Source organism: Paenibacillus sp. Y280 (genome assembly GCF_056786335.1).
On the sequence record NZ_JBXCIW010000001.1, the window covers coordinates 395,685 to 414,970 of the forward strand.

Annotated in this window: 18 protein-coding genes and 1 pseudogene; 5 read left to right on the plus strand and 14 right to left on the minus strand. The window is 48.4% G+C overall.

Translation table 11 applies throughout. The annotated features are described in order from the left end of the window. Positions 1–825 precede the first annotated feature (825 nt). The 4 genes from AC1TPC_RS01800 to AC1TPC_RS01815 are packed head-to-tail and all read right to left on the minus strand — an operon-like array spanning position 826 to position 5,845. A complete protein-coding gene (locus tag AC1TPC_RS01800; RefSeq protein WP_482065156.1) occupies positions 826–1,899 on the minus strand; it encodes a LacI family DNA-binding transcriptional regulator in 1,074 nt (357 codons plus the stop codon). Positions 1,900–1,913: 14 nt separating this feature from the next. Then, positions 1,914–3,203, minus strand: coding sequence for an ABC transporter substrate-binding protein (locus AC1TPC_RS01805; protein ID WP_482065157.1), 1,290 nt, complete (start codon positions 3,201–3,203; stop codon positions 1,914–1,916). Continuing rightward, complete coding sequence (locus AC1TPC_RS01810; RefSeq protein WP_482065158.1) at positions 3,200–5,065, minus strand: cache domain-containing sensor histidine kinase; 1,866 nt, start codon at positions 5,063–5,065, stop codon at positions 3,200–3,202. Before AC1TPC_RS01810 ends, AC1TPC_RS01805 begins: the two co-directional genes overlap by 4 nt. Positions 5,066–5,083: 18 nt before the next feature. Further along, positions 5,084–5,845, minus strand: coding sequence for an SDR family NAD(P)-dependent oxidoreductase (locus AC1TPC_RS01815; RefSeq protein ID WP_482065159.1), 762 nt, complete (start codon positions 5,843–5,845; stop codon positions 5,084–5,086). 392 nt (positions 5,846–6,237) lie between these two features. Here AC1TPC_RS01815 and argH point away from each other — a divergent pair, with 392 nt between their 5' ends. Genes argH through AC1TPC_RS01840 form a run of 5 tightly spaced genes read left to right on the plus strand, consistent with a single transcriptional unit; the run spans position 6,238 to position 12,013 of the window. Beyond that, positions 6,238–7,743: an argininosuccinate lyase gene (gene argH / locus AC1TPC_RS01820; protein WP_482065160.1), complete on the plus strand. Its 1,506-nt coding sequence runs from the start codon at positions 6,238–6,240 to the stop codon at positions 7,741–7,743. Between the two features lie 30 nt (positions 7,744–7,773). Continuing rightward, complete coding sequence (locus AC1TPC_RS01825) at positions 7,774–8,742, plus strand: amidohydrolase family protein (RefSeq protein WP_482065161.1); 969 nt, start codon at positions 7,774–7,776, stop codon at positions 8,740–8,742. Positions 8,743–8,772: 30 nt separating this feature from the next. Then, complete coding sequence (locus AC1TPC_RS01830) at positions 8,773–10,134, plus strand: extracellular solute-binding protein (RefSeq protein ID WP_482065162.1); 1,362 nt, start codon at positions 8,773–8,775, stop codon at positions 10,132–10,134. Further along, positions 10,100–11,140, plus strand: coding sequence for a carbohydrate ABC transporter permease (locus tag AC1TPC_RS01835; protein ID WP_482065163.1), 1,041 nt, complete (start codon positions 10,100–10,102; stop codon positions 11,138–11,140). The genes AC1TPC_RS01830 and AC1TPC_RS01835 overlap by 35 nt, the downstream gene beginning before the upstream one ends. Before the next feature lie 15 nt (positions 11,141–11,155). Then, positions 11,156–12,013: a carbohydrate ABC transporter permease gene (locus AC1TPC_RS01840; protein WP_482065164.1), complete on the plus strand. Its 858-nt coding sequence runs from the start codon at positions 11,156–11,158 to the stop codon at positions 12,011–12,013. 219 nt (positions 12,014–12,232) lie between these two features. On the opposite strand, the gene AC1TPC_RS01845 is transcribed toward AC1TPC_RS01840, so the two are convergent. The 10 genes and pseudogenes from AC1TPC_RS01845 to AC1TPC_RS01890 all read right to left on the minus strand — a co-directional run bounded on the left by AC1TPC_RS01845 (position 12,233) and on the right by AC1TPC_RS01890 (position 19,179). Further along, positions 12,233–13,348: an NADH:flavin oxidoreductase gene (locus AC1TPC_RS01845; RefSeq protein ID WP_482065165.1), complete on the minus strand. Its 1,116-nt coding sequence runs from the start codon at positions 13,346–13,348 to the stop codon at positions 12,233–12,235. A gap of 548 nt (positions 13,349–13,896) precedes the next feature. Next, the gene (locus AC1TPC_RS01850; RefSeq protein WP_482065166.1) at positions 13,897–14,421 is read right to left on the minus strand and encodes a DUF6886 family protein; all 525 of its coding nucleotides are present in this window, start codon (positions 14,419–14,421) and stop codon (positions 13,897–13,899) included. A 163-nt stretch (positions 14,422–14,584) separates the two neighbouring features. After that, positions 14,585–15,469: pseudogene (locus tag AC1TPC_RS01855) on the minus strand (ABC transporter ATP-binding protein). Positions 15,470–15,472: 3 nt separating this feature from the next. Further along, positions 15,473–15,661 carry a hypothetical protein gene (locus tag AC1TPC_RS01860; RefSeq protein ID WP_482065167.1) on the minus strand — a complete coding sequence of 63 codons (189 nt, stop codon included), beginning with the start codon at positions 15,659–15,661 and terminating at the stop codon, positions 15,473–15,475. Further along, positions 15,636–16,220: a hypothetical protein gene (locus tag AC1TPC_RS01865; RefSeq protein ID WP_482065168.1), complete on the minus strand. Its 585-nt coding sequence runs from the start codon at positions 16,218–16,220 to the stop codon at positions 15,636–15,638. The genes AC1TPC_RS01860 and AC1TPC_RS01865 overlap by 26 nt, the downstream gene beginning before the upstream one ends. 53 nt (positions 16,221–16,273) lie before the next feature. Beyond that, on the minus strand, positions 16,274–16,840 hold the full coding sequence (locus AC1TPC_RS01870; RefSeq protein WP_482065169.1) for a hypothetical protein: 567 nt from the start codon (positions 16,838–16,840) through the stop codon (positions 16,274–16,276). A gap of 50 nt (positions 16,841–16,890) precedes the next feature. Then, positions 16,891–17,256, minus strand: coding sequence for a permuted SH3 domain-containing protein (locus AC1TPC_RS01875; protein ID WP_482065170.1), 366 nt, complete (start codon positions 17,254–17,256; stop codon positions 16,891–16,893). A gap of 6 nt (positions 17,257–17,262) precedes the next feature. Further along, positions 17,263–17,622: a hypothetical protein gene (locus AC1TPC_RS01880; protein ID WP_482065171.1), complete on the minus strand. Its 360-nt coding sequence runs from the start codon at positions 17,620–17,622 to the stop codon at positions 17,263–17,265. After that, positions 17,607–18,089, minus strand: coding sequence for an ABC transporter ATP-binding protein (locus AC1TPC_RS01885; RefSeq protein WP_482065172.1), 483 nt, complete (start codon positions 18,087–18,089; stop codon positions 17,607–17,609). The genes AC1TPC_RS01880 and AC1TPC_RS01885 overlap by 16 nt, the downstream gene beginning before the upstream one ends. A 157-nt stretch (positions 18,090–18,246) precedes the next feature. Beyond that, on the minus strand, positions 18,247–19,179 hold the full coding sequence (locus tag AC1TPC_RS01890) for an AEC family transporter (protein WP_482065173.1): 933 nt from the start codon (positions 19,177–19,179) through the stop codon (positions 18,247–18,249). Positions 19,180–19,286 lie beyond the last annotated feature (107 nt).

Consider the following 19,286-nt stretch of genomic DNA (forward strand, 5'->3'; position numbering starts at 1 on the left):
TGGCGCTCTATTTCTGGAAAGAGCTGCTCCCAACGTTCCGACTATTTTGTCGCTTGTTATTATATATATATATAAAATATATTATAATTTCATTCTTAAATCATATATATAAATATATACTTCTGTTAAGACTTCTGTTTAGGTTTGGGTAGAGGCATTAGTTGTGATTCCAATTGTGACTTCTGTTGAGACTTCTATTGTGACTTCTATTGTGACTTCTATTGTGACTTCTATTGTGACTTCTATTGCGATTTTAATTGGGACTTTTATTAAGACTTCAGTTGTGGTTTTTATTAAGGCTTCTGTTAGGAGTTGGGGAGAAACTTCGCATATAGCTACTTGAAACACATTTAACAGGAAAAACTCCCGCTATTTCGTGCGATTTGTTGTTAAAACCCACATTAGAAGGATTTTCTCCCGTTAATTTTCCGTTTTTTGCCTATATGGAGCAAAAGTGGTCAAATTAGCGGGAGTTATTCCAGTTAAATGGATTCAGATGCCTTTAATAGCAGTATTTAGATGGAGAAATTCCTGTTAAATTCGTCCTAGCAGTAGCAGTAGTAGCAGCAGTAGCAGCAGTAGCACCAAGCAGCAGTAGCAATAGTAGCAATAGAAGCAATAGTAGCAATAGTAGCAATAGAAGCAATAGAAGCAATAGAAGCAGTAGTAGCAGCAACGGCTGACTAAGCTGCTTTTATTACTCCCGACAAGCTAAACGAGCCTAAGTAGCGACAAAAAGCTCGTTTGCTGCAATCTTTTGATCGGACATTCTTCATCAGCTCCTAATGGAGATCGTTATCTATCATTCTAGCCCGTTTCACTTCATTAAGACTTCACGCCTGCAGTCGATTCCCGGTAGAGCAGCTCGCCTGCCACAAGCAGCTTCTCCATCGGCTCCTGCTTGCTCGCGATTCTGCCGATCAGCCTCTCAACCGCGCGCTTTCCGAGCGCTTCCTTCGGTACATGCACCGTCGTAAGAGCAGGAGTCATCCGGTACGAATCGTCGATGTTATCGAAGCCCGTGACCGATACCTCCTCCGGCACCGAGATTCCAAGCTCCTGCAGCGCGTGAACCGCACCGATTGCAATCATATCATTCGCGCACAGCAGCGCGGTTGGCAGTGTCTTCGCCTTCAGCCGCTTAGCAGCCCACTGCTTGATCGGCTCACGAAATTGCTCATGCTCGAAGCCCTCGACAGGCAGTAAACAATCATCGCTGACGCCGAAGCGCGGCGTGCTGCCCGCCTGCTCCTCTATCGCGCTGCGGAAGCCTAAGAAACGATCCTTAAAGCTCCGTGAATAGTTGATATCGCCGACAAAGCATAGCCGCGCATGCCCTTTGCCGATTAAATGCTGCGTTAGACGATACATCGATTCATAATTGTTCGTAAACACCGTATCACTTGGGATAAGCATGTCCTCATGATCGACCAGCACCATCGGCAGACCGAATCGATGCACCTCCAGCAGCAGCGGTGTCGATATTTCGCCAACGCCAATAAGACCGAGTATGCCGTTCGGATTTAGAAAATGCAGGAAATGGTCGACGCTCTGTTCAGACACGATAACCATGCCATACCCGCCCTCTTCCAGTCTCGATGCGATACCGTCCAAAATCCGTCCCCAATAAAGCGATTCCTTCGTTTGAAAACGGATATTCGGCATAAGCACAAGCACGGATTGCTTGCCTGCGGCTGGCACCTTCGGAAGCTGCTCCAGCTTCATCGTCTTGACATAAGCGTTTTTTTGCGAAAAATAGCCTAGCTGCGAGGCCGCTTGTATGACCCGCTCCTGTGTCGACTCGCTGACGCCGCCCTTGCCGGAGAGCGCCTTCGAGACGACAAACTTTGAAACGCCCAAATAGTCGGCAATTTGCTGCATCGTGACTTTCTTTGACATAGGATTACTCCACCTTAGCTTTCGGTAATAGTTCTTGCTTTCTTCCAGCGCTCATTATATTGCTTAAAGACGACCTGCAAATCCGGCGCAGCGATCCATTCTTGAATGTAATCTCCTGACCAGAATGCGATTTGCGCTGTATTTGCGATTTCGAGAAATTGATCGCTCGGGACGCGGCGCTCCAGAAACTCGCTGTTGAACGATAAAAACTGCTTGAACTGCGGCAGGGACGGCTGTTTATTTTCGATAACGGGCAAAAAACCTGAATCATCCACATAGCCGGATTCGGTTACAAAAAATTCCACCCAATCCTCGGCTAGCTGCTTATTATCGCTGAATTTGCTTACGCCGACGAACCAATCCGGACTCAGCGGCGCGTAGCGCTTCTCGCTGTTATCGTAAGGAAACGGAAAAAATCCGATATCTTCCGATTTCGCCCCTGCTGAAATGACCTGATTGATTACCCAATTTCCCATTAAATACATCCCCGCTCTGCTATCCGCAAGCTCCGTTTTTGACGTTTCCCACTGATTGGAGAGAAGCTGCTTCTCGACATAGCCCCGATCAATTAGCGTTTTGACGATGGAGATCGCTTGTCCCCACGCATTGTCAATCGTCCATGGCTCATCCATATTGACCATATTATTCATATAATCGGCATCTCCGGTCATATAGCTGACTAAATCCTCACCCCAGATCATAAGCGGCCACTGGGCACCGTAATTCAAATAAATCGGCACAATGCCCGCTTTCTTCAACCGCTCGCATGCCGCATAAAACTGCTCCAGCGTCGTCGGAATTTTGTTTATGCCAGCCCTTTTAAATGCTTCCTTGTTATAGACAATGCCTGTCGTGGAGGCACCTGTCGCAATGCCAAAGCGTTTTCCCGCATGCGCTTTAAAATCTGCAAAATGGATATGCTCGAACAAGCTATCGCTAAGCGGCTCAAAATAATCGGGCAAATCTTCATTTTTTATATTGTTTGGCAGCAGCAGGACGTCACCTAAATTGCGGGTGGATAAACGAAGCATAATATCGGAGGCGTAGTTCGTTATGCCTTCGAATTTCACCTTAACGCCCGGATGAAGCTCAGCGAATTGATCGGCATATTTTTGAAAGACGCCATTCTCAATGAGATCAACCCGGTTCGTCAGTACATTCAAAGTCACATCGCCGTCGATCTGCTCCCCTTTGTTAGCGGGCTCGGCTTCCGCATCCTGGTTGACCGAAGACTTCTGACAGCCCGCAAAGCATATGCCGCACAATAGAACAACAAGCACGAGCATACATGTGTATTTGTTCATTCTGCGACTCTCCCTAATTCTAATGGAAGCTGTAAAATGACCTCAGTGCCAAGGCCCCGAACGCTTGTTACTTTCAGCCCATAGGCGTTTCCGTAGTGAAGCTTGATGCGTTCATTTACATTTTTCAAGCCGATTCCGCCAGATTTGCGCTCTACGATTTCCTCCGCGCCTGCAAGCGAACGGTTTAAACGTTCGAGCGTCTCCTCATCCATGCCAAGGCCATCATCCTTGATAAGGAGCAATAATCCAAAAGCCGTGCGCTCGCTTCTCAGTTCAATTCGCATCGACGGCTTATTGTCATCCATGCCATGATAAATCGCATTTTCGACAATCGGCTGCAGCACGAGCTTAATGATGGGATAATTACGCAGTTCATCCGAAATGGTCGTCTCCAGCTTGAAGCGATTCGGGTAACGGTAATTGAGCATTTCCACATAGTTGCGCATATGCAGCACCTCGTTTTCAAGCGTCACTTCCTCATGCAAATCGCTTATGCTGTAGCGCAGCAGCTTGCCAAGTATCGCAATCATATCCGCCGCGATCTGATCATCGTTCAGCTCCGCCGCCATTCGAATCGACTCCAGCGTGTTATACATAAAATGCGGATTGATTTGGCTTTGCAGCGCTTGCAGTTCCGCTTCCTTCTTCTTCGTTTCCATTAAATAAATATCTTGGATGAGATGGTCGATTCGAACGATCATCCGGTTGAACTGATTGCCAAGCTGCCCAACCTCGTCCCGATACTTCACCTGGAACTGAACGTTGAAATCGCCTTCCTGCACATTTTTCATCAAGCGCATCATTTTGCGAAGCGGATTCGTCAAAGCAAACGAGAAGACAACCGATATAAAGAGCGCCACGATAATGGTAATGATCGTCGCGATCCAGGTCACATTGCGAATAACGACGGCATCCTTCGTTAGCTCGCTGACCGGAATCGAGGTCATAACCTTCCAATTCGTATTGGGCGAGGTCGTGTAAATATAGAGACGGTTCAAGCCATCGCGCTCAAAATAAAAGCTCCCTTTCGTCCCCGTTGCTTGCACGACAGCTCTGTCATTCATAATATTGGTTGCCATTCGCTGCTTGTCGCTGTCGTAAACGACGTTTCCAAGCTCATCAATGATGACCGATTCACCATTTGTTACCTTGTCGAGCTCGCTCATCTGGTCTTCGATCACGCTAATATTCGCATCTACCGCAATCATCCCAAGCGGCTTTAGCGATTTATCGATCACCTTGCGGACGACTGTAAAAGCATATCTGACGCTTTGCAAGTTGCTCGTATATTTTTGCGTACTGAACAGCATCGCCTCTCCGCCCGAGGTTTGTACGCGCTCCCGCCATTTTTCATAGCTTTCCTTCACGTTAAGACGAACGCCGCCGCCACCAGTCGAGTAGTAGCCGTTGCCGTACTGATCAAATATATAGACCGAGTTGGCGCCGCGTTTGATCGTATTGATAAAAGAGATATTGCCCTCAATCCCGCGCTGAATCGAGAGCAGCAAATTAAAATCGTCAGGCACTTGATTGTTGTCGCCTGCCGCCGTCTGCCGCTGCTCGTAATAGCTGTTCGAGAGAATCAAATTTTGCTTAATATCGTTCTGGTAAGCCGGAATCGAGGATATGCGAACCATGTCCTCGATATAATCATCTACACGTATCATCATATTTTCCAGCATTTTAGTCGAATAAACGATCGTCTTTTCCTCAATTGAGCGGGAGTAATTGCTATAGGAGATGTAGCCAATGAACGACAACGGCAGCGTGATCAGCAGCAAAAAAACGATAAACAGCTTTCCTTCCATTCGCATGCCGCCGAAAGCCGCCCATATGCGCCACAATCGTTTCTTTAGACCCATCCTCTTAATCCCCTATTCTTAAATGGCCGGCATGACGTTTCCGCCGTTTACAGGAATGTAAGCGCCTGTAATGAAGCTGGCCAAATCCGATGCCAAAAAAGCGACCGTATTCGCGATTTCTTGATCCGTCCCTCTGCGCTTGAGCGGAACGTTTTGGGAATAGCCGCTGTTCTCCTCCGTGCCGCTCGCACGATCGCGATCGCTAATAGTCCACCCTGGCGCAACCTGGTTGACAGTAATTTGATGCTCCCCGGCTTCCTTGGCTAATACGCGATATACCCCGTCCATGCCGCGCTTGCCAGCTGTATAAGCGGATTGTCCGGCAAAATTTTGCATCGCGCACTCCGTATTAATGCCGATAACTCTACCGCTGCCCCGCTCAATCATTGCGGGAACGAACGCTTTTGCCAAATACACGCTTTGCAGCACGCAGGATTCAAACTGACTTACATAATCGGCTATTGGCTGCTCAAGTATACTTGTCCATTGATACTGAATGACGGCGTTCGCAACTACGATATCGACATGGCCGAGCTCTTCCGATACTTTCGCTTTCATTTCATTGATGTGCTGCTCGTTCGTAACATCCGCTTGCACGATCATGGCCCGTCTTCCGAGAGCCCTAATTACCTGCTGCAGCTCTTTCGCCTTGGCTTCGTTATTATTATAGTGAAGCACGATGTTAGCGCCGCAGCCTGCGAGCGTTCGAGCCATCACTCGCCCCAAATCGCCTGTTGCTCCCGTTATGAGTGCCGTTTTATTCGAAAGATCAATTTGCATTGCTCTAATCACCCTTCTATTTAAATCGATTTTGTTATATCATTTATTATTAATTATGCTACCAAAATGTCAACTGTTTTATAAAGCGCATTCAAAAAATAAGGAGAAGCTCCCATTCAGGGGGCTTCTTTTGTAATAGAGCGATTGGATTAGCACATTCAAAAGTTCTATCAAATCTGAGAAAAAAAGGGTTGAATCCGCATTAAAACAGTGTTAGTATCTTAAACATACAATTCCACTAGGAATAATATGTTAAATGCTTGGCACCTATAAATTTCAACCGGACAGCCGGAGAGATCGCTTGTTGCGATAGCTCCGGCTGTTTTTTTATATGCCATTTGGCTTCAGGAGCTGCAACTCGAAGCGGCATCAAACGAAAGGAGGCAAGAACGATGTCCATTAGAGGGCACGAGCAAGACGAGGGAAGCACATTTCCTGGCAGAACCTACGCTGAGGCCGTACTTGCACCTGCATATGATCAAGCGAAGCTGGAGCTGCTTCAGCCGATGATTGCTGTGCATAAAGCCCATCTCATTATGCTCTTTGAACAAGGATTGCTGACGAAGGATGAAGTCCACCGTATCGCAAACGCTCTATTAACAATAGATCTTGAGCAGCTGCGCAGAGGGAAATATAATGGCCAGTTTGAGGATTTGTTTTTTGAGGTCGAACACAAGCTGCTGGAGCTGTCCGATGAGGCGTCCGGCAGTCTGCATCTTGCCCGCAGCCGCAACGATATGGGGATAGCCATATACCGGATCACGCTGCGCAAAAAGCTGCTAAGAGCGATCGAATCTGCGCTAGAGCTGCATGCAAGCCTGCTTGCGCTAGCCAAGAAGCATACGGGTACGATCATCATTGCACATACGCATACCCAGCAAGCGCAGCCGACGACGCTCGCCCACTATATTGCGGCGGTGACCGACTCGCTGGCCCGTGACGTCCGAAGGCTTCAAGCCGCCTACGGAAATTGCAATCTAAGCAGCATGGGTGCTGCTGCTCTGACGACATCGGGCTTTGCCATCAGCAGGGAGCGTGTAGCATGGCTGCTAGCATTTGACGGTCTGATCGAGAACGCCTATGACGCTGTGAGCGGCGCCGACTACGCTGGCGAGATCGCCGCAGCCGTTCAGCTCGCGGCCGTTAATCTCGGTCGGTTCACGCAGGAGCTGCTGCTGTGGTGCACGCAGGAATTTGCCGTTGTTCAGGTTGCCGACCCTTACGTTCAAATAAGCTCCATCATGCCGCAAAAAAGAAATCCGGTATCTATCGAGCATATTCGCTCCCTTCTATCGAGCATCGCCGGGAATGCGCAGACGGTGCTGACGATGATTCACAATACGCCGTTTGGCGATATTGTCGACACTGAGGACGACATGCAGCCCTATGCTTGGAAGAGCCTGGATACGCTCGAAGCCGTCTATCGGCTGTTGTCCAAAGTCATCTCCACCTTGCATATCAAGGAGGACGTGCTGCACAAGCGTGCCGCCGGCAGCTTCGCGACTGTTACGGAGCTGGCGGATACGCTCGTCAGAGAGGAGGGCTTATCCTTTCGCAAAGCACACTCGGTCGTAAGCAAGCTTGTTACGCTTGCTGCTCAGCGAGGCGATCACGTAAGCGATCTGAGTCTTCAGGCTCTCAATGAAGCAGCGATCCAGACGATTGGAATTCCGCTTAGGCTAAGTGAGAAGCAGCTGAAGCTAGCGCTCGACCCGAACCATTTTGTGCAAATTCGAACGCTGCGCGGCGGGCCTAGCCCAACTGAAATGAATCGTTCATTAAACGCGCAGCAAAAACGGCTGACCGGACTAAACCTTTGGCTTAAGGAGAGAGCTGCCAGACTTGAAGCTGCCGCAGCGGAGCTCAATTTGATTTTGTCCAGCTGGCTCATCAAGTAAACACGAATGGAGAATGGAGTGAGTGAAGCTATGTTTCGAAATCCATTTAAAGTGTTTGATATTCACGGACATCTCCCCTACCGGCTGCTGCTTGGCGGCGTTAATAGACATGAGTTGATTTCACGCTATGGAGCAGAGCGAAGCGAGAGGATGCGGCTTACCTGGGATTTCCCCGAAGCTGTGCCAGCCGGTCATAAACATGATAATGAGACGACCCCGTTAATCGATCGATGGGTAAAGGAGCTCGATAAATACGGGATAGGCGGCCTCAACTTTCTTACGGCGCTGGACAATGACAATATGGCTGATCAGCTTGCCAGACATCCCGATCGGTTCACCGGCTTCGCGTATCATTCCATTGAAGAACCAGGGGCGGAAGCGGAGCTGCGCAGAGCTGTCAACGAACTTGGGCTAAAAGGCTATAAGCTGTTCGGGCCGCTAATGTCCATTCCCTTCGATGATCCCTCCCTTACTCCCATATGGACCTTTCTAGCAGAGAAACGGCTGCCCGTACTCATTCACTTCGGCTTGCTTGGCCATGCCGGAGGTATTGCACATCATCCGAACATCAGTCCTTTAGCTATCTTCAATACCGCTCGCAGCTTCCCCGATATTCCGTTCATTATTCCGCATTTCGGGGCGGGGTATTTTCAAGAGCTGCTTCATCTGTGCTGGAGCTGCCCGAATGTCTACGTCGACACATCCGGCTCCAATCAATGGATGCGCTGGATGCCATATGAGCTGACGTTGGAATCGGTGCTTCGCAAAACCTATGAGCTTATAGGGCCGGAGCGGATCATCTTTGGGACGGATGCAAGCGGCTTTCCTAGAGGCTACCCTTACCGGTATTTGCAGGATCAGGTTCGCGCTTGCCGAGAGCTGCGATTCAACGAGACGGATATTGAGAACATTTTTGGCAATAACGCAAGGCGGCTGTTTGGGCTTACGCTGACTCAGAGCATGAGCACGCAGCAGTATGGCAGAAACGAGCAAGCATAATCGTTAGTATACAAAGAGGAGTGGGTATGGATGAATGGCCAAAAATGGATGACATTATTATCGGGACTGCTCATTGTTATTGTTGCCTTAACCGGCTGCGGCAGTGGAAATAAGAGCAGAGGCAATGAACAGGCAAACACCGCAAAGGAAAATAACAATGACAGCACAAGCTCCCCGGAAGCGGAAGCAACGGATAAAAAAGTAACGATTGAATATTGGCAATATGAGTTTCCGGCCAAGGTCGAGCTGATTAACGAGCTCATTAAAGAATTTCAATCGGCTCATCCGAACATTACGATCAAGCAAACCAACTTCCCCTATGACCAATACAATCAGAAGGTTGCAACGCTAGTTCCTGCTGGCAAAGGCCCAGATATCATCAACCTCTATTATGGCTGGCTGCCGAAATACGTTTCCTCTGGTTATTTGCAGCCGCTGCCTGAGGACGTTTTCCCGACTGCAGAGATTGAAAGCAGCTTCTATCCTCTGGTGAGTGCCGCCAAAATCGACGGCTCCTATTACGCTATCCCTACCGCCGTAAGAACACTCGCTCTTTTCTACAATAAAGATCTATTGTCCAAAGCCCAAATTACAGAGCTGCCGACCAGTTGGGAGCAGCTGGTCGACGTATCCAAGAAGCTGACGGAGATTGACGCCAAAGGGCAGTTCGTTGTTGAAGGCTTCGCTTGGGAGCCGGGCGCGCAGTTGCACCATTGGTATCGCGACGGTCTGCTGCATCAAGCAGGAGGACAAGATTTGAGCGAGGACCGCCGGCAAATTTTATGGACGCAGACGCCGGCAGGCTTAGAGGCGTTCCAGTATTTGATCGATTTTGCTATTAAGCATAAAGTCGGCATTAACGGCTTCTACGAGAACGACAGCAACGCCTTTATGACCGGCCATGCAGCAATCAACATTGACGGCTCCTTCCGGCTTGGCTCGATTAAGAAGGACTTTCCTGATCTGAAGTACGGCGTAGCCCCGCTTCCGTCATACAAAAGCAAGTCCGCTCCGTCCTCCTTCTGGGCGAATGCGATTCCCAAAAACGTAGAAGGCGACAAGCTAAAGGCTGCTTCCGAGTTTTTGAAGTTTCTGACCAGCAAGGAGGTCCAAGAACGATGGGTCGAACAAATCGGCGAGCTGCCTGCACAGAAAGCAGTTGCGACGCAGGACAAATACGTTAACGACGAGAAGCTTGGCCCATTCATTTCCCAATTGAACGACAGCCGAGCCCATTTCTTCATCGACGAAACGCAGGAAAGGACGCTGTTTGTTGATGCGACAAATGAAGTGCTGCTGAACAACGTCCCTGTAGAAAAAGCCTTTCTAGATCTTGCGGCCAAAACACAAAAGCTTTATGACGACTACTGGGCGTCGGTCGACAAGAAATAACCGGCAGCCTTGGCAGGAGCGCCAGCCTAGTGCGGGCGCTCCGTTTCTAATGGAGAAGGAGGCGAAATTCATTATGCTGGGGCATGCTCTACGTTTAACCGCACGCAAGGGCCGCGAGCTGATTCGCATACGGCTTACCTACCGTACGCAGCGTTATTTGTTTATCTATATCATCCTCGGTATTCCCCTGCTGTACTTTCTGAGCACGCGATTGCTGCCGATTCTATATGCCTTCAACGTAAGCGTGCGCGAATGGGATTTATTGTCCGCTGACAAGCCATACGTAGCATTCGCTAACTTCAAAGCGTTGTTTGAGGACGAAATCTTCCTGCGGTCGATCGGCAATACGTTCAAGTTCGTTCTGCTGGGCGTGCCTGGGCAATTGCTTGTCGGCCTGTCCGTCGCACTCCTGCTGCATAACGTGCGGCGACTTCGCGGACTCTTCCGTACGGTATACTTCATCCCCTACGTGACCAGCATCATCGCAGTCAGCTGGGTATTTCGCTGGATTCTTATGCGCAACGGCTGGTTAAATGAAACACTATTAAACCTAGGTCTCGAGCCGCAATTATTTTTGCAATCGCCCCGCCAAGCTCTGATTCTCATCACCTTGACGATGATTTGGCAAAGCATCGGCTTTCAAATGCTGATCTTCATGACCGGATTGGAAGCAATTCCGCGAATGTACTACGAGGCTGCTTCTATCGATGGCGCCGGAGCATGGCGGAAATTCCATCTTATTACGCTGCCGCTGCTTAATCCCGTTATCGTATTTTCCGCCGTCATTGGCGTTATTTCCTATCTGCAGTCCTTCGGGCAGGTGCTGAGCATGACGAACGGAGGGCCGTTAAACGCCACAACCACCATGGTGCTTCACATCTACAATTTGGCGTTTCAGCAGTTTAAGATGGGGAGCGCTGCGGCAGCGACCGTCGTGCTGTTCATCGTCATTTTGGCGCTCACCTTGCTGCAATTAAAAGTGTTGAATAAAAAAGTGGAATATTGAGGGGAGGCCGAATACGTGAGTTCATTAAAGGTATACAGATTGCGCGGCAAGTCGCCCGCAGCGAGGGTGAGCACCTTCATCATCTACCTGCTGCTTGCGGCTGGCGCCTTAACGATGCTGTTTCCGTTTTTATGGATGGTCGCCACCTCCTTTAAGCTTCCGCAGGATGTTTACAATTTGCGTCTCATTCCTGAGACGATTACGTTCGGCAACTATATCGCTATTTTCGAAAAGGCTCCCTTTGGCGCTTGGATCAAAAATACGCTGCTTATTTCCCTCATCGCTACAAGCACCGTTCTGATCTTTGATACGGCGGCAGGCTACGTACTCGCCAAATTTTCGTTTGCGGGCAAGCAGCTTATCTTCTTGCTCATTATCAGCACTTTAATGGTGCCAACGGAAATGCTTATTATTCCTTGGTATTTGATTGCAAACGATTTGGGATGGTCCGATACATATTGGGGTGTGCTGTTTCCCGGCATTATTACGGCATTCGGCATCTTTCTAATGCGGCAATTTATGGACTCCATTCCCTCGGACTTGCTGGATGCAGCGCGAATCGACGGATTGAACGAATGGCGTATTCTGCTGCATATCGCTATTCCGATAGTGAAGCCGGCTATCGTAACGTTGATCATTCTTACTTTTATCGGCAGCTGGAACCAGTTTATTTGGCCGCTTATCGTGCTGCAAACGGAGTCGAAGTTTACGTTGCCTGTCGGAATCGTCTATTTCTCCAGCGAGCTGAAGGATACGAGCAATTGGATACTGATTATGGCAGGGACGACGATTTCCATCGCGCCGCTAATTATTCTCTTTCTTATCTTTCAAAAGCAAATCATTCGCGGAATCGCACTCAGCGGGATGAAGTAACCGGTAAAGGTGATGAGACTTAGCAAATCAAACTGCCGAATGATTCTGAAATATGGTCGTATGAAGGCTCTTGGGATGAGTGGGGGGAATGCTGAGGACACCGAGGACGAGATCAGCAAATGCCGAAGTCTGCAAGGATTGATAGACTATATAGGAGAAGAGGAGAAGGGAGCAACTGCGCTCCCTTCTCCTCTTCTTATTACAGTAATAAAGCAGCTATTAATACAGTTTTTGCAGAGCATTCGTATCATAGTCAAGCAGCTCATTCGTGCGATGATCGCGAATTTTGGCTGCCCATTCGGGATCAGCCAGCAGCGCCCTGCCTACTGCGACCAGATCAAACTCCTCATTTTCCAGCCTCTCGATCAAGCCTGCAAGTGAAGCAGGCTGCGCAGCATCTCCACGGCTGCTTCTAAATTCATTGTCGAGACCGACAGAGCCTACCGTTATCGTCGGTTTTCCTGTCAGCTTCTTCGTCCACCCTGCCAAATTCAATTCGGATCCTTCAAACTCCGGCTCCCAATAACGCCGTGTCGAGCTATGAAAAACATCGACTCCCGCGTCTGCGAGCGGCGTCAAAAATTGCGAAAGCTGCTCCGGCGTCTCCGTCAGCCTTGCCGTATAATTGCCAGCTTTCCATTGCGAGAATCGGAGTATGATTGGAAAATCATCCCCAACAGCCCGTCGGCATGCCTCTACAACCTCAACCGCAAAACGAGTTCTCGCAGCGATATCTCCGCCATAGCGATCGGTGCGCGTATTCGTTTTGTCCCAGAAAAACTGATCGATTAAATAACCATGTGCGCCGTGAAGCTCGATACCGTCAAACCCGATTCTAGCTGCGTCTGCCGCAGCCTGCGCGTATGCTGCAATAACATCCGCGATTTCATTTTCAGTCAGCGGCTCCGTTATTTTCTCACCGGAAAGATTCAGCCCAGAGGGCCCGATCGGCAATGCTTCCGGATTAGGCAGATCGCCGATTTTGCGCGTTAACCCGATATGCCACAGTTGCGGAACGATTTTGCCTCCGGCCTCATGTACCGCGTTTACGACGTTAGACCATTGATTTAATGCTTCCTCGCCGTGAAAGTTAGGCACGTTAGGACTAGCCCCAGCTGCGGGATGATTTATAAGCGTCCCTTCGGTAACGATAAGTCCGACCCCGTTCTCCGCACGGCGGCGATAATAGGCGGCTACGTCCTCTCCAGGAACTCCGTTCGGGGAATATCCTCTAGTCATCGGCGCCATCACTATTCGATTAGCAACCTCTAGCTTCTTTGATTTAAAAGGCTTAAACAACGCTTCAACCGCTACTTCGTTCTTCGCAGTAGACATTTGGATTCCTCCCGTGTATTTGTTATGGATACAGTTTCACTTTTACAATCCCATATTACCACTAATTACCGTGTATTCCCAGTATTTTAATTGTAGTTCACTCAACTTTATGAGGAGCTCCCTTTCCGGTATACGGCCGATCGCATTCTCATATATAATCCAGCTGTTTCCTGTCATGGAATTAATCCGAACATAATAGAATTAATCCGAACATAGCTGTTTTATTTCGTTAAAGAGCAGTTGAATAGTATGAACAGGAAAAGCTCCATCTATTTTTTCCGAACAGAGGGCAGTTTGAGCATTTAGCTGGAAAACCTCCCGTTAATCGGAGCATTTTATCTCAATTTGGGTCAAAAAACAAAAATATAACAGGAGAAAATCCATCTAATACGAAATTTTTCCACAAATCCCTCAATATAGATGGAGTTTTTCCCGTTAATCTTGCTTCCTGTGGTTTCAATTCAGCCTCAACCACAAGCGCGGCAGCGAAATTAGGATGATGCATCCTTTCAAAACCAATCGCATTCTCTCGTTCTAGGTGACGCATATTATCCGGGTTTTCGCTCAGCGAAGCCCATTCTGCACATGGACCAGTCAAAGGTTGTATTTTGGATTTTTTCGCATAAGTCCCACAGATTATCAATTAGCCGCACTTCAATATTTCTACTAATTAGTTCTCCAAATAAATCATGAATGACAATCGTATTGACCGGAATCTGACATTTCTCACTTACGTAATACCCAGCGCAACGATCATTAAGATAAAAACCGGAAGTATCGAATTCATACAAATATAGTTTAGTGCCTCTCATTATTTCAAACCATTTATGCTCGATTGCCACAACATGGCTGGAGGAACTTGAGGATAAAAAATCTCTTTTATCTTCTTCGGTCGTCGTTTCATTGCAATGATAGGTCACTCTCGGACAGTTTCGCGGCGTAAGGAAGTTAGGCAAGCATTTTTCATTTATCGCCCAAACTAACCCTTTCTCCTGATCAAAATCCTTTCTCGCAGGTATTCTAGGTTTAAAAATAGAAATATCATTTTCCTCGCTTACATGAAACAATCTCATTTTATACCGCCCTCCCGTATTTTCAATAAGCTTTATCTCATCTCCATAACTCCATACCGCCTATTATTTAAACTATAAAGCAATGTTTCCATTTTTTCTATAATCCCTGATGGCAAAAAGGCTGCGCCAAAAGTCATCAATGACCTGGCACAGCCTGGTTTGGTTACTCTGATTTCTCCTCTGGAGGGAGCAGCACGATACGGCCTTCCCCTAGCTCCACGCGGAGCTTATTGGAGTTTTTGACGCCAATCGATTCCAAATAGTTTGCCGGCACCTGCAGACGGCCGGCTTTATCAAGCACGGCATACTCGACATGCGTGCCTTCTTCGTCCTCTGCTTGATCAAGCTCGGCAAGCTCCTCCGCATAGGACCGCCTGCGCAGCATCTCGGATGAAATCTTGCCGTCGCGGATAGCGGCTACGCGGTCTACCTTCTTCGCAAGCTCAGGATCATGCGTAACGATAACAACCGTAATGCCAATCGTCCGGTTCAGTTCGCGGAACAAATCCAATATCTGATTCGCCATACGCGAATCTACAGATCCTGTCGGCTCATCCGCAAGCAGCAGCTTCGGATGATTCGCAAGCGCAATGGCAATCGCGACCCTTTGCTGCTCGCCTCCGGACAGCTCATACAGCTTGTTCGATGCGCGGTGGCTAAGCCCGACAGCATCAAGCAGCTCCTTCGCCCGCCAACGCTTGCGGCTGCCTGTCAGCAATATCGGAAGCTCTACATTTTCGAGCGCCGTCAAATACGGAATAAGGTTTCTCGCATTATTTTGCCAGACGAAGCCTACGCTCTCGCGTTTGTAACGCACAAAGTCACGTTCCTTGAACTTCAGCATGTCTCTGCCGTCAACCGTCAGCTTGCCGGCCGTAGGACGGTCTAAGCCCCCGAGCATATTAAGCAGCGTCTACTTGCCGCTGCCGCTGTTGCCGATGATCGCCATAAGCTCGCCGTTTTCAATATGAAGATCGAGGCCTTGCAGGGCGAATACCTCTAGGTCGGCTGTTTTGTATATTTTGACCAGCCCTTCGCAATGAATCATCCGTCAATCCTCCCCTAGCTTGATCGCTTGATGGATGCGCAGACGGGACAGCATATAGGCCAGTATGCCAAGACCGAAGAGCAGCATGAAGCCGACAAGTATATAGATGCGCATTAAATCCGACGAATCGAACATCACCTTAAACGGCGGTACGAGGCTGCTCGGATTAAAGGCGATTTGAAAGTTTGGCACATACAGGAGGCTCGCAGCATTGCCAACGCCGATTCCGATAAGAACGGCAACCCCGGATGTGAGCAACTGCTCGACGCCAAGCTGTCAGCACGACCTCCGCACCGTTGCCATATTTGATCCGGTCTTCCGTATTATTGTTGATCGTTCTTGCGGCCGAGGCGCTGAATACGCCTGTCGCTATCGTCATGATAAGGAAAATCATCAAAAATTGGTATTGCGAGCTGGAGCGGCCGACCTGTATCAACGTCGCATATACGGAAGGCGGCCACCATTTTTTGCCGATCCAGTATATGAGTCTAAGCACCCATGGATACAATCGCAGCAGCAAGCCCGCCCCCATAATAAACAAAGCCGGAATAACGAATTGCAGCGGATCGATGTTTAGATCATCAGCATTCAGTCCCAAGCTTTGCAAATCAGCAAGCCGCTTTCTAAACGTATACAAGCCGTAAATAGCGAGCGCCAGCGCAATGACATCCAAAAACATTTTATGCCACGCTAATGACAAAGCTGCCGCTAAGCTCGCTAAGGTCCGTATCCCTAAAATAGGGGTCGTCATCCTGTTTTTTCTCAAATACGCCTACCGGTTTAAACTTTATTTCCCCGGCAATTTTACTGTCGTCCACAAAAAAATTCAGAATCGAGCACTGTTTTGAACTGTATAAATCCCCGCTCTGTAACAAGCACCTCATAGACGCCGTCTACCGGCTGCTGTTCCGCAGGCATTCTGCCGTCCGTCAGCTTAATATGGTTCTCAAGATCTGAGAAGGAGCGGAGCGCCATTGTTTTTACCGATTTTTTTGCATTCGGCTCCGGGTCGTTTTTCGGCCTAATCTTCATCGACTTGGATTGAAAATCGACGACCAGCTCCTGCACCGGAATTTGGAAGCCAGCCGCTGCTTGCTCATGTATGTATCGATTCACTTTCGTATAAATCTTATTCATTTGCTCAGGCGTTTCTTTGGTATAAAACAATTTATTGTATTGATTGCCCGGATAGACGCTCTTCTTGGTTTGCATCGTCTCCAAATCCTTGACCAGCATTCGCGATAATACCGCTTCCGAGTAAATAGGCATGCTGCTTACCAAGGCGACAGACATAACTAATCCAATAAACAAGCTCGCGACCAACCACATGTTTTGCACCATTTTGCGAATAATCATGACGAACAAAGCCACTCGAAAACCTCCCAAGCGTAAACGACTGATACCACTCTGGTGGAAATATGTTATTGCAGTACGACGATCGCGCCTTCTTCCAAGCCTTTCGTGATTTCAATTTCAGTCGAGCCTTTAATACCAGTCTCCACATCGATCTCACGAATTTTATTGCCTTCCTCCAGTGTTCTTACGAACGTTCGGCCAAGGAAGCTGCGAACGCCGCTGCGCGGAATCTTCAATATATCATCACGCTGCTGCAGAATGATTTTCACATCTGCGAAAGCCCCTATCGACGCGTCGCTCGGCACTTTCGGCACTTCGATAAACAAGGTTTTGGAGTAACGGTCTTGGAGCTGTTCATTCAATGTTGTTGGAGCGGAGGATGGCGTCTGCACCACTTTGCCCTGCAGCTCCTGCGAGCCGAACTTAACCAAAGCCGGTTAGCCGACGTCTACGCTGCTAATTTCCGCGCCCGCTTCGACCCGAAGCGCCACGCGCAGCTTCGATGGATCAGAAATAATGACAAGCGTCTGATAGGCCTCGACAATATCGCCTTCCTCTAAATCCTCGACGAAAGTGACCTGACCGTCCATGCCGGCAACCAGCTGCTTGCTATTGAAGGTTTTCATCAGCCGCTCCAGCTTTAAGTTCTCAATTTCCATTTGCAAATTGGCAATATTAAGCGCATCGCTGTCTCCGCCTAATTTGGCTTGCTTGAACGACAGCTTAGCCTTTGCAACCGCCAGCTCCTGTTCCTTCAATTGAATGTCTAAATTATTTACATTCAGTTGAACGAGCACATCGCCTCTACCCCGCCCGACAGCTCGAACGGCCGATGATGCATGCGCCCCTTCAATCCAACCTGCTCCAATGCCTGGACAGCTGCCTCCTTGCGGCCGTTCGCTGCCAAGCCGGCAACCCGCAATATAAACTCTACATTCTCATAGGCTGACATAAGAGGGATGAGCGCGAAGGATTGAAAAATAAGTCCCATTTCCTTGCGGCGCACCATATCTCTCTCTTGATTCGACATCGCGGTCAAGTCACGTCCTGCAAACGTAATTTGTCCTTCCGTCGGACGGTCCAGCGCGCTTAACAGGTTAATAAGCGTTGTTTTGCCCGATCCGGATCTTCCTTTGAACGCAATCAGCTTGCCGGATGGGATTGATAAATCAACACCCTTCAGCACAGTAACTGCGCTGCTTCCCCGTCCGAATGTTCTTTTTAAAGCGCTTGCATAAATCATATCCTGCGGTATCGGCTGCATCTAGAAGAAAACCCCCGTCTCCAATAAAACGTTTTCATTTGTATCATTTTCCATTTTAAACCCATCTAGCATGATGTACAAGCAAATCTATTACTACTAAAATAATAATAAAAAAGCCTTCAATCCCTGCTTCAGGATTAATAGGCTTTACGGGAACTTATATGTCAATATTTAGGAAAAAGATAACGGCCGTTACAGTTATAATGCTTAAAATAGTAGAAACAAACACGGACTGCGAGGCAAATTCCGCTTCATTGTCAAACTCCACCGCCAGCAGGACGCTGCTGAGGGAAGTCGGTACAGCTGACGATACGATTAAGGCTGCTGCCGTCAGCTTATCGAGTCCCATCAGCCATACGATCAGCCACGCGAGCAAAGGGCCGGCAATAAGCCTCAGCATGCCCGACAAACTTACATCAATAAGGAGGGAACGTTTGATTTTCCACTCCATATTGCCAAGCTGAACGCCGAGCGTAATGAGCGCCGTACCGATAAACGCATCAGCCAAATAGCCTAGCGGCGCAGCAATAGGCAGCGGGATCGCGACATGGAAACCTCTCAATAGAAAAGCAAGCGGGATGACGTAAATGATCGGCATGGAAATAATGGTCCGCCATATCGCACGCATATCGGCTTTATGCGCGTTGACGCTATAGATCCCGTAGGTATTGGGCACAAATGATTGCGTCATCATAATCAGCACCTGAATGGCAAGCGTCTTCTCGTTCCCGGCAAAAGCAAGCTGATTAAGCGGTATGCCGTAATTGGCGCTGTTATAGAATAGAACACTGTTGCGCATAGCGCTCTTCATGCTCGGTTTATACCCTCTCAAGCGGATAACGACCTCTACGATCACATACTGTACGACCATAAATACGACGAAGAAAAATAAGATTTTGCCGATCACTTGAACGGAAATATCGGTTTTGTATAGCAGGTCGAACATAATCGCCGGCGAAAATAAATAAAAATTCAGCTTCGACAACGTCTTAATATCCAGCTTAAACGCACGCTGAATGATTATGCCAAGGCCTATCATAATGACCATCGGAAGTACATTCGTTATCAATATATGAACAAAAATATTCATTACTGCATCTGCTTCCTTCTATTATATAGTTTGGGTAAATGGCCGAGTCGTCCCTCTATCGTTTGCCCCACTAATTTTAATAGGTTCATCGTCGATTAGGCAAGCTT

Coding starts and splice junctions, on each gene's coding strand:
- AC1TPC_RS01800 (WP_482065156.1), bottom strand. CDS start 1,899: ATGTCAAAGAAAGTCACGATGCAGCAAATTGCCGACTATTTGGGCGTT.
- AC1TPC_RS01830 (WP_482065162.1), top strand. CDS start 8,773: ATGAATGGCCAAAAATGGATGACATTATTATCGGGACTGCTCATTGTT.
- AC1TPC_RS01835 (WP_482065163.1), top strand. CDS start 10,100: ATGACGACTACTGGGCGTCGGTCGACAAGAAATAACCGGCAGCCTTGG.
- AC1TPC_RS01850 (WP_482065166.1), bottom strand. CDS start 14,421: ATGAGATTGTTTCATGTAAGCGAGGAAAATGATATTTCTATTTTTAAA.
- AC1TPC_RS01805 (WP_482065157.1), bottom strand. CDS start 3,203: ATGAACAAATACACATGTATGCTCGTGCTTGTTGTTCTATTGTGCGGC.
- AC1TPC_RS01815 (WP_482065159.1), bottom strand. CDS start 5,845: ATGCAAATTGATCTTTCGAATAAAACGGCACTCATAACGGGAGCAACA.
- AC1TPC_RS01865 (WP_482065168.1), bottom strand. CDS start 16,220: ATGACGACCCCTATTTTAGGGATACGGACCTTAGCGAGCTTAGCGGCA.
- argH (WP_482065160.1), top strand. CDS start 6,238: ATGTCCATTAGAGGGCACGAGCAAGACGAGGGAAGCACATTTCCTGGC.
- AC1TPC_RS01810 (WP_482065158.1), bottom strand. CDS start 5,065: ATGGGTCTAAAGAAACGATTGTGGCGCATATGGGCGGCTTTCGGCGGC.
- AC1TPC_RS01890 (WP_482065173.1), bottom strand. CDS start 19,179: ATGAATATTTTTGTTCATATATTGATAACGAATGTACTTCCGATGGTC.
- AC1TPC_RS01885 (WP_482065172.1), bottom strand. CDS start 18,089: ATGCAGCCGATACCGCAGGATATGATTTATGCAAGCGCTTTAAAAAGA.
- AC1TPC_RS01825 (WP_482065161.1), top strand. CDS start 7,774: ATGTTTCGAAATCCATTTAAAGTGTTTGATATTCACGGACATCTCCCC.
- AC1TPC_RS01845 (WP_482065165.1), bottom strand. CDS start 13,348: ATGTCTACTGCGAAGAACGAAGTAGCGGTTGAAGCGTTGTTTAAGCCT.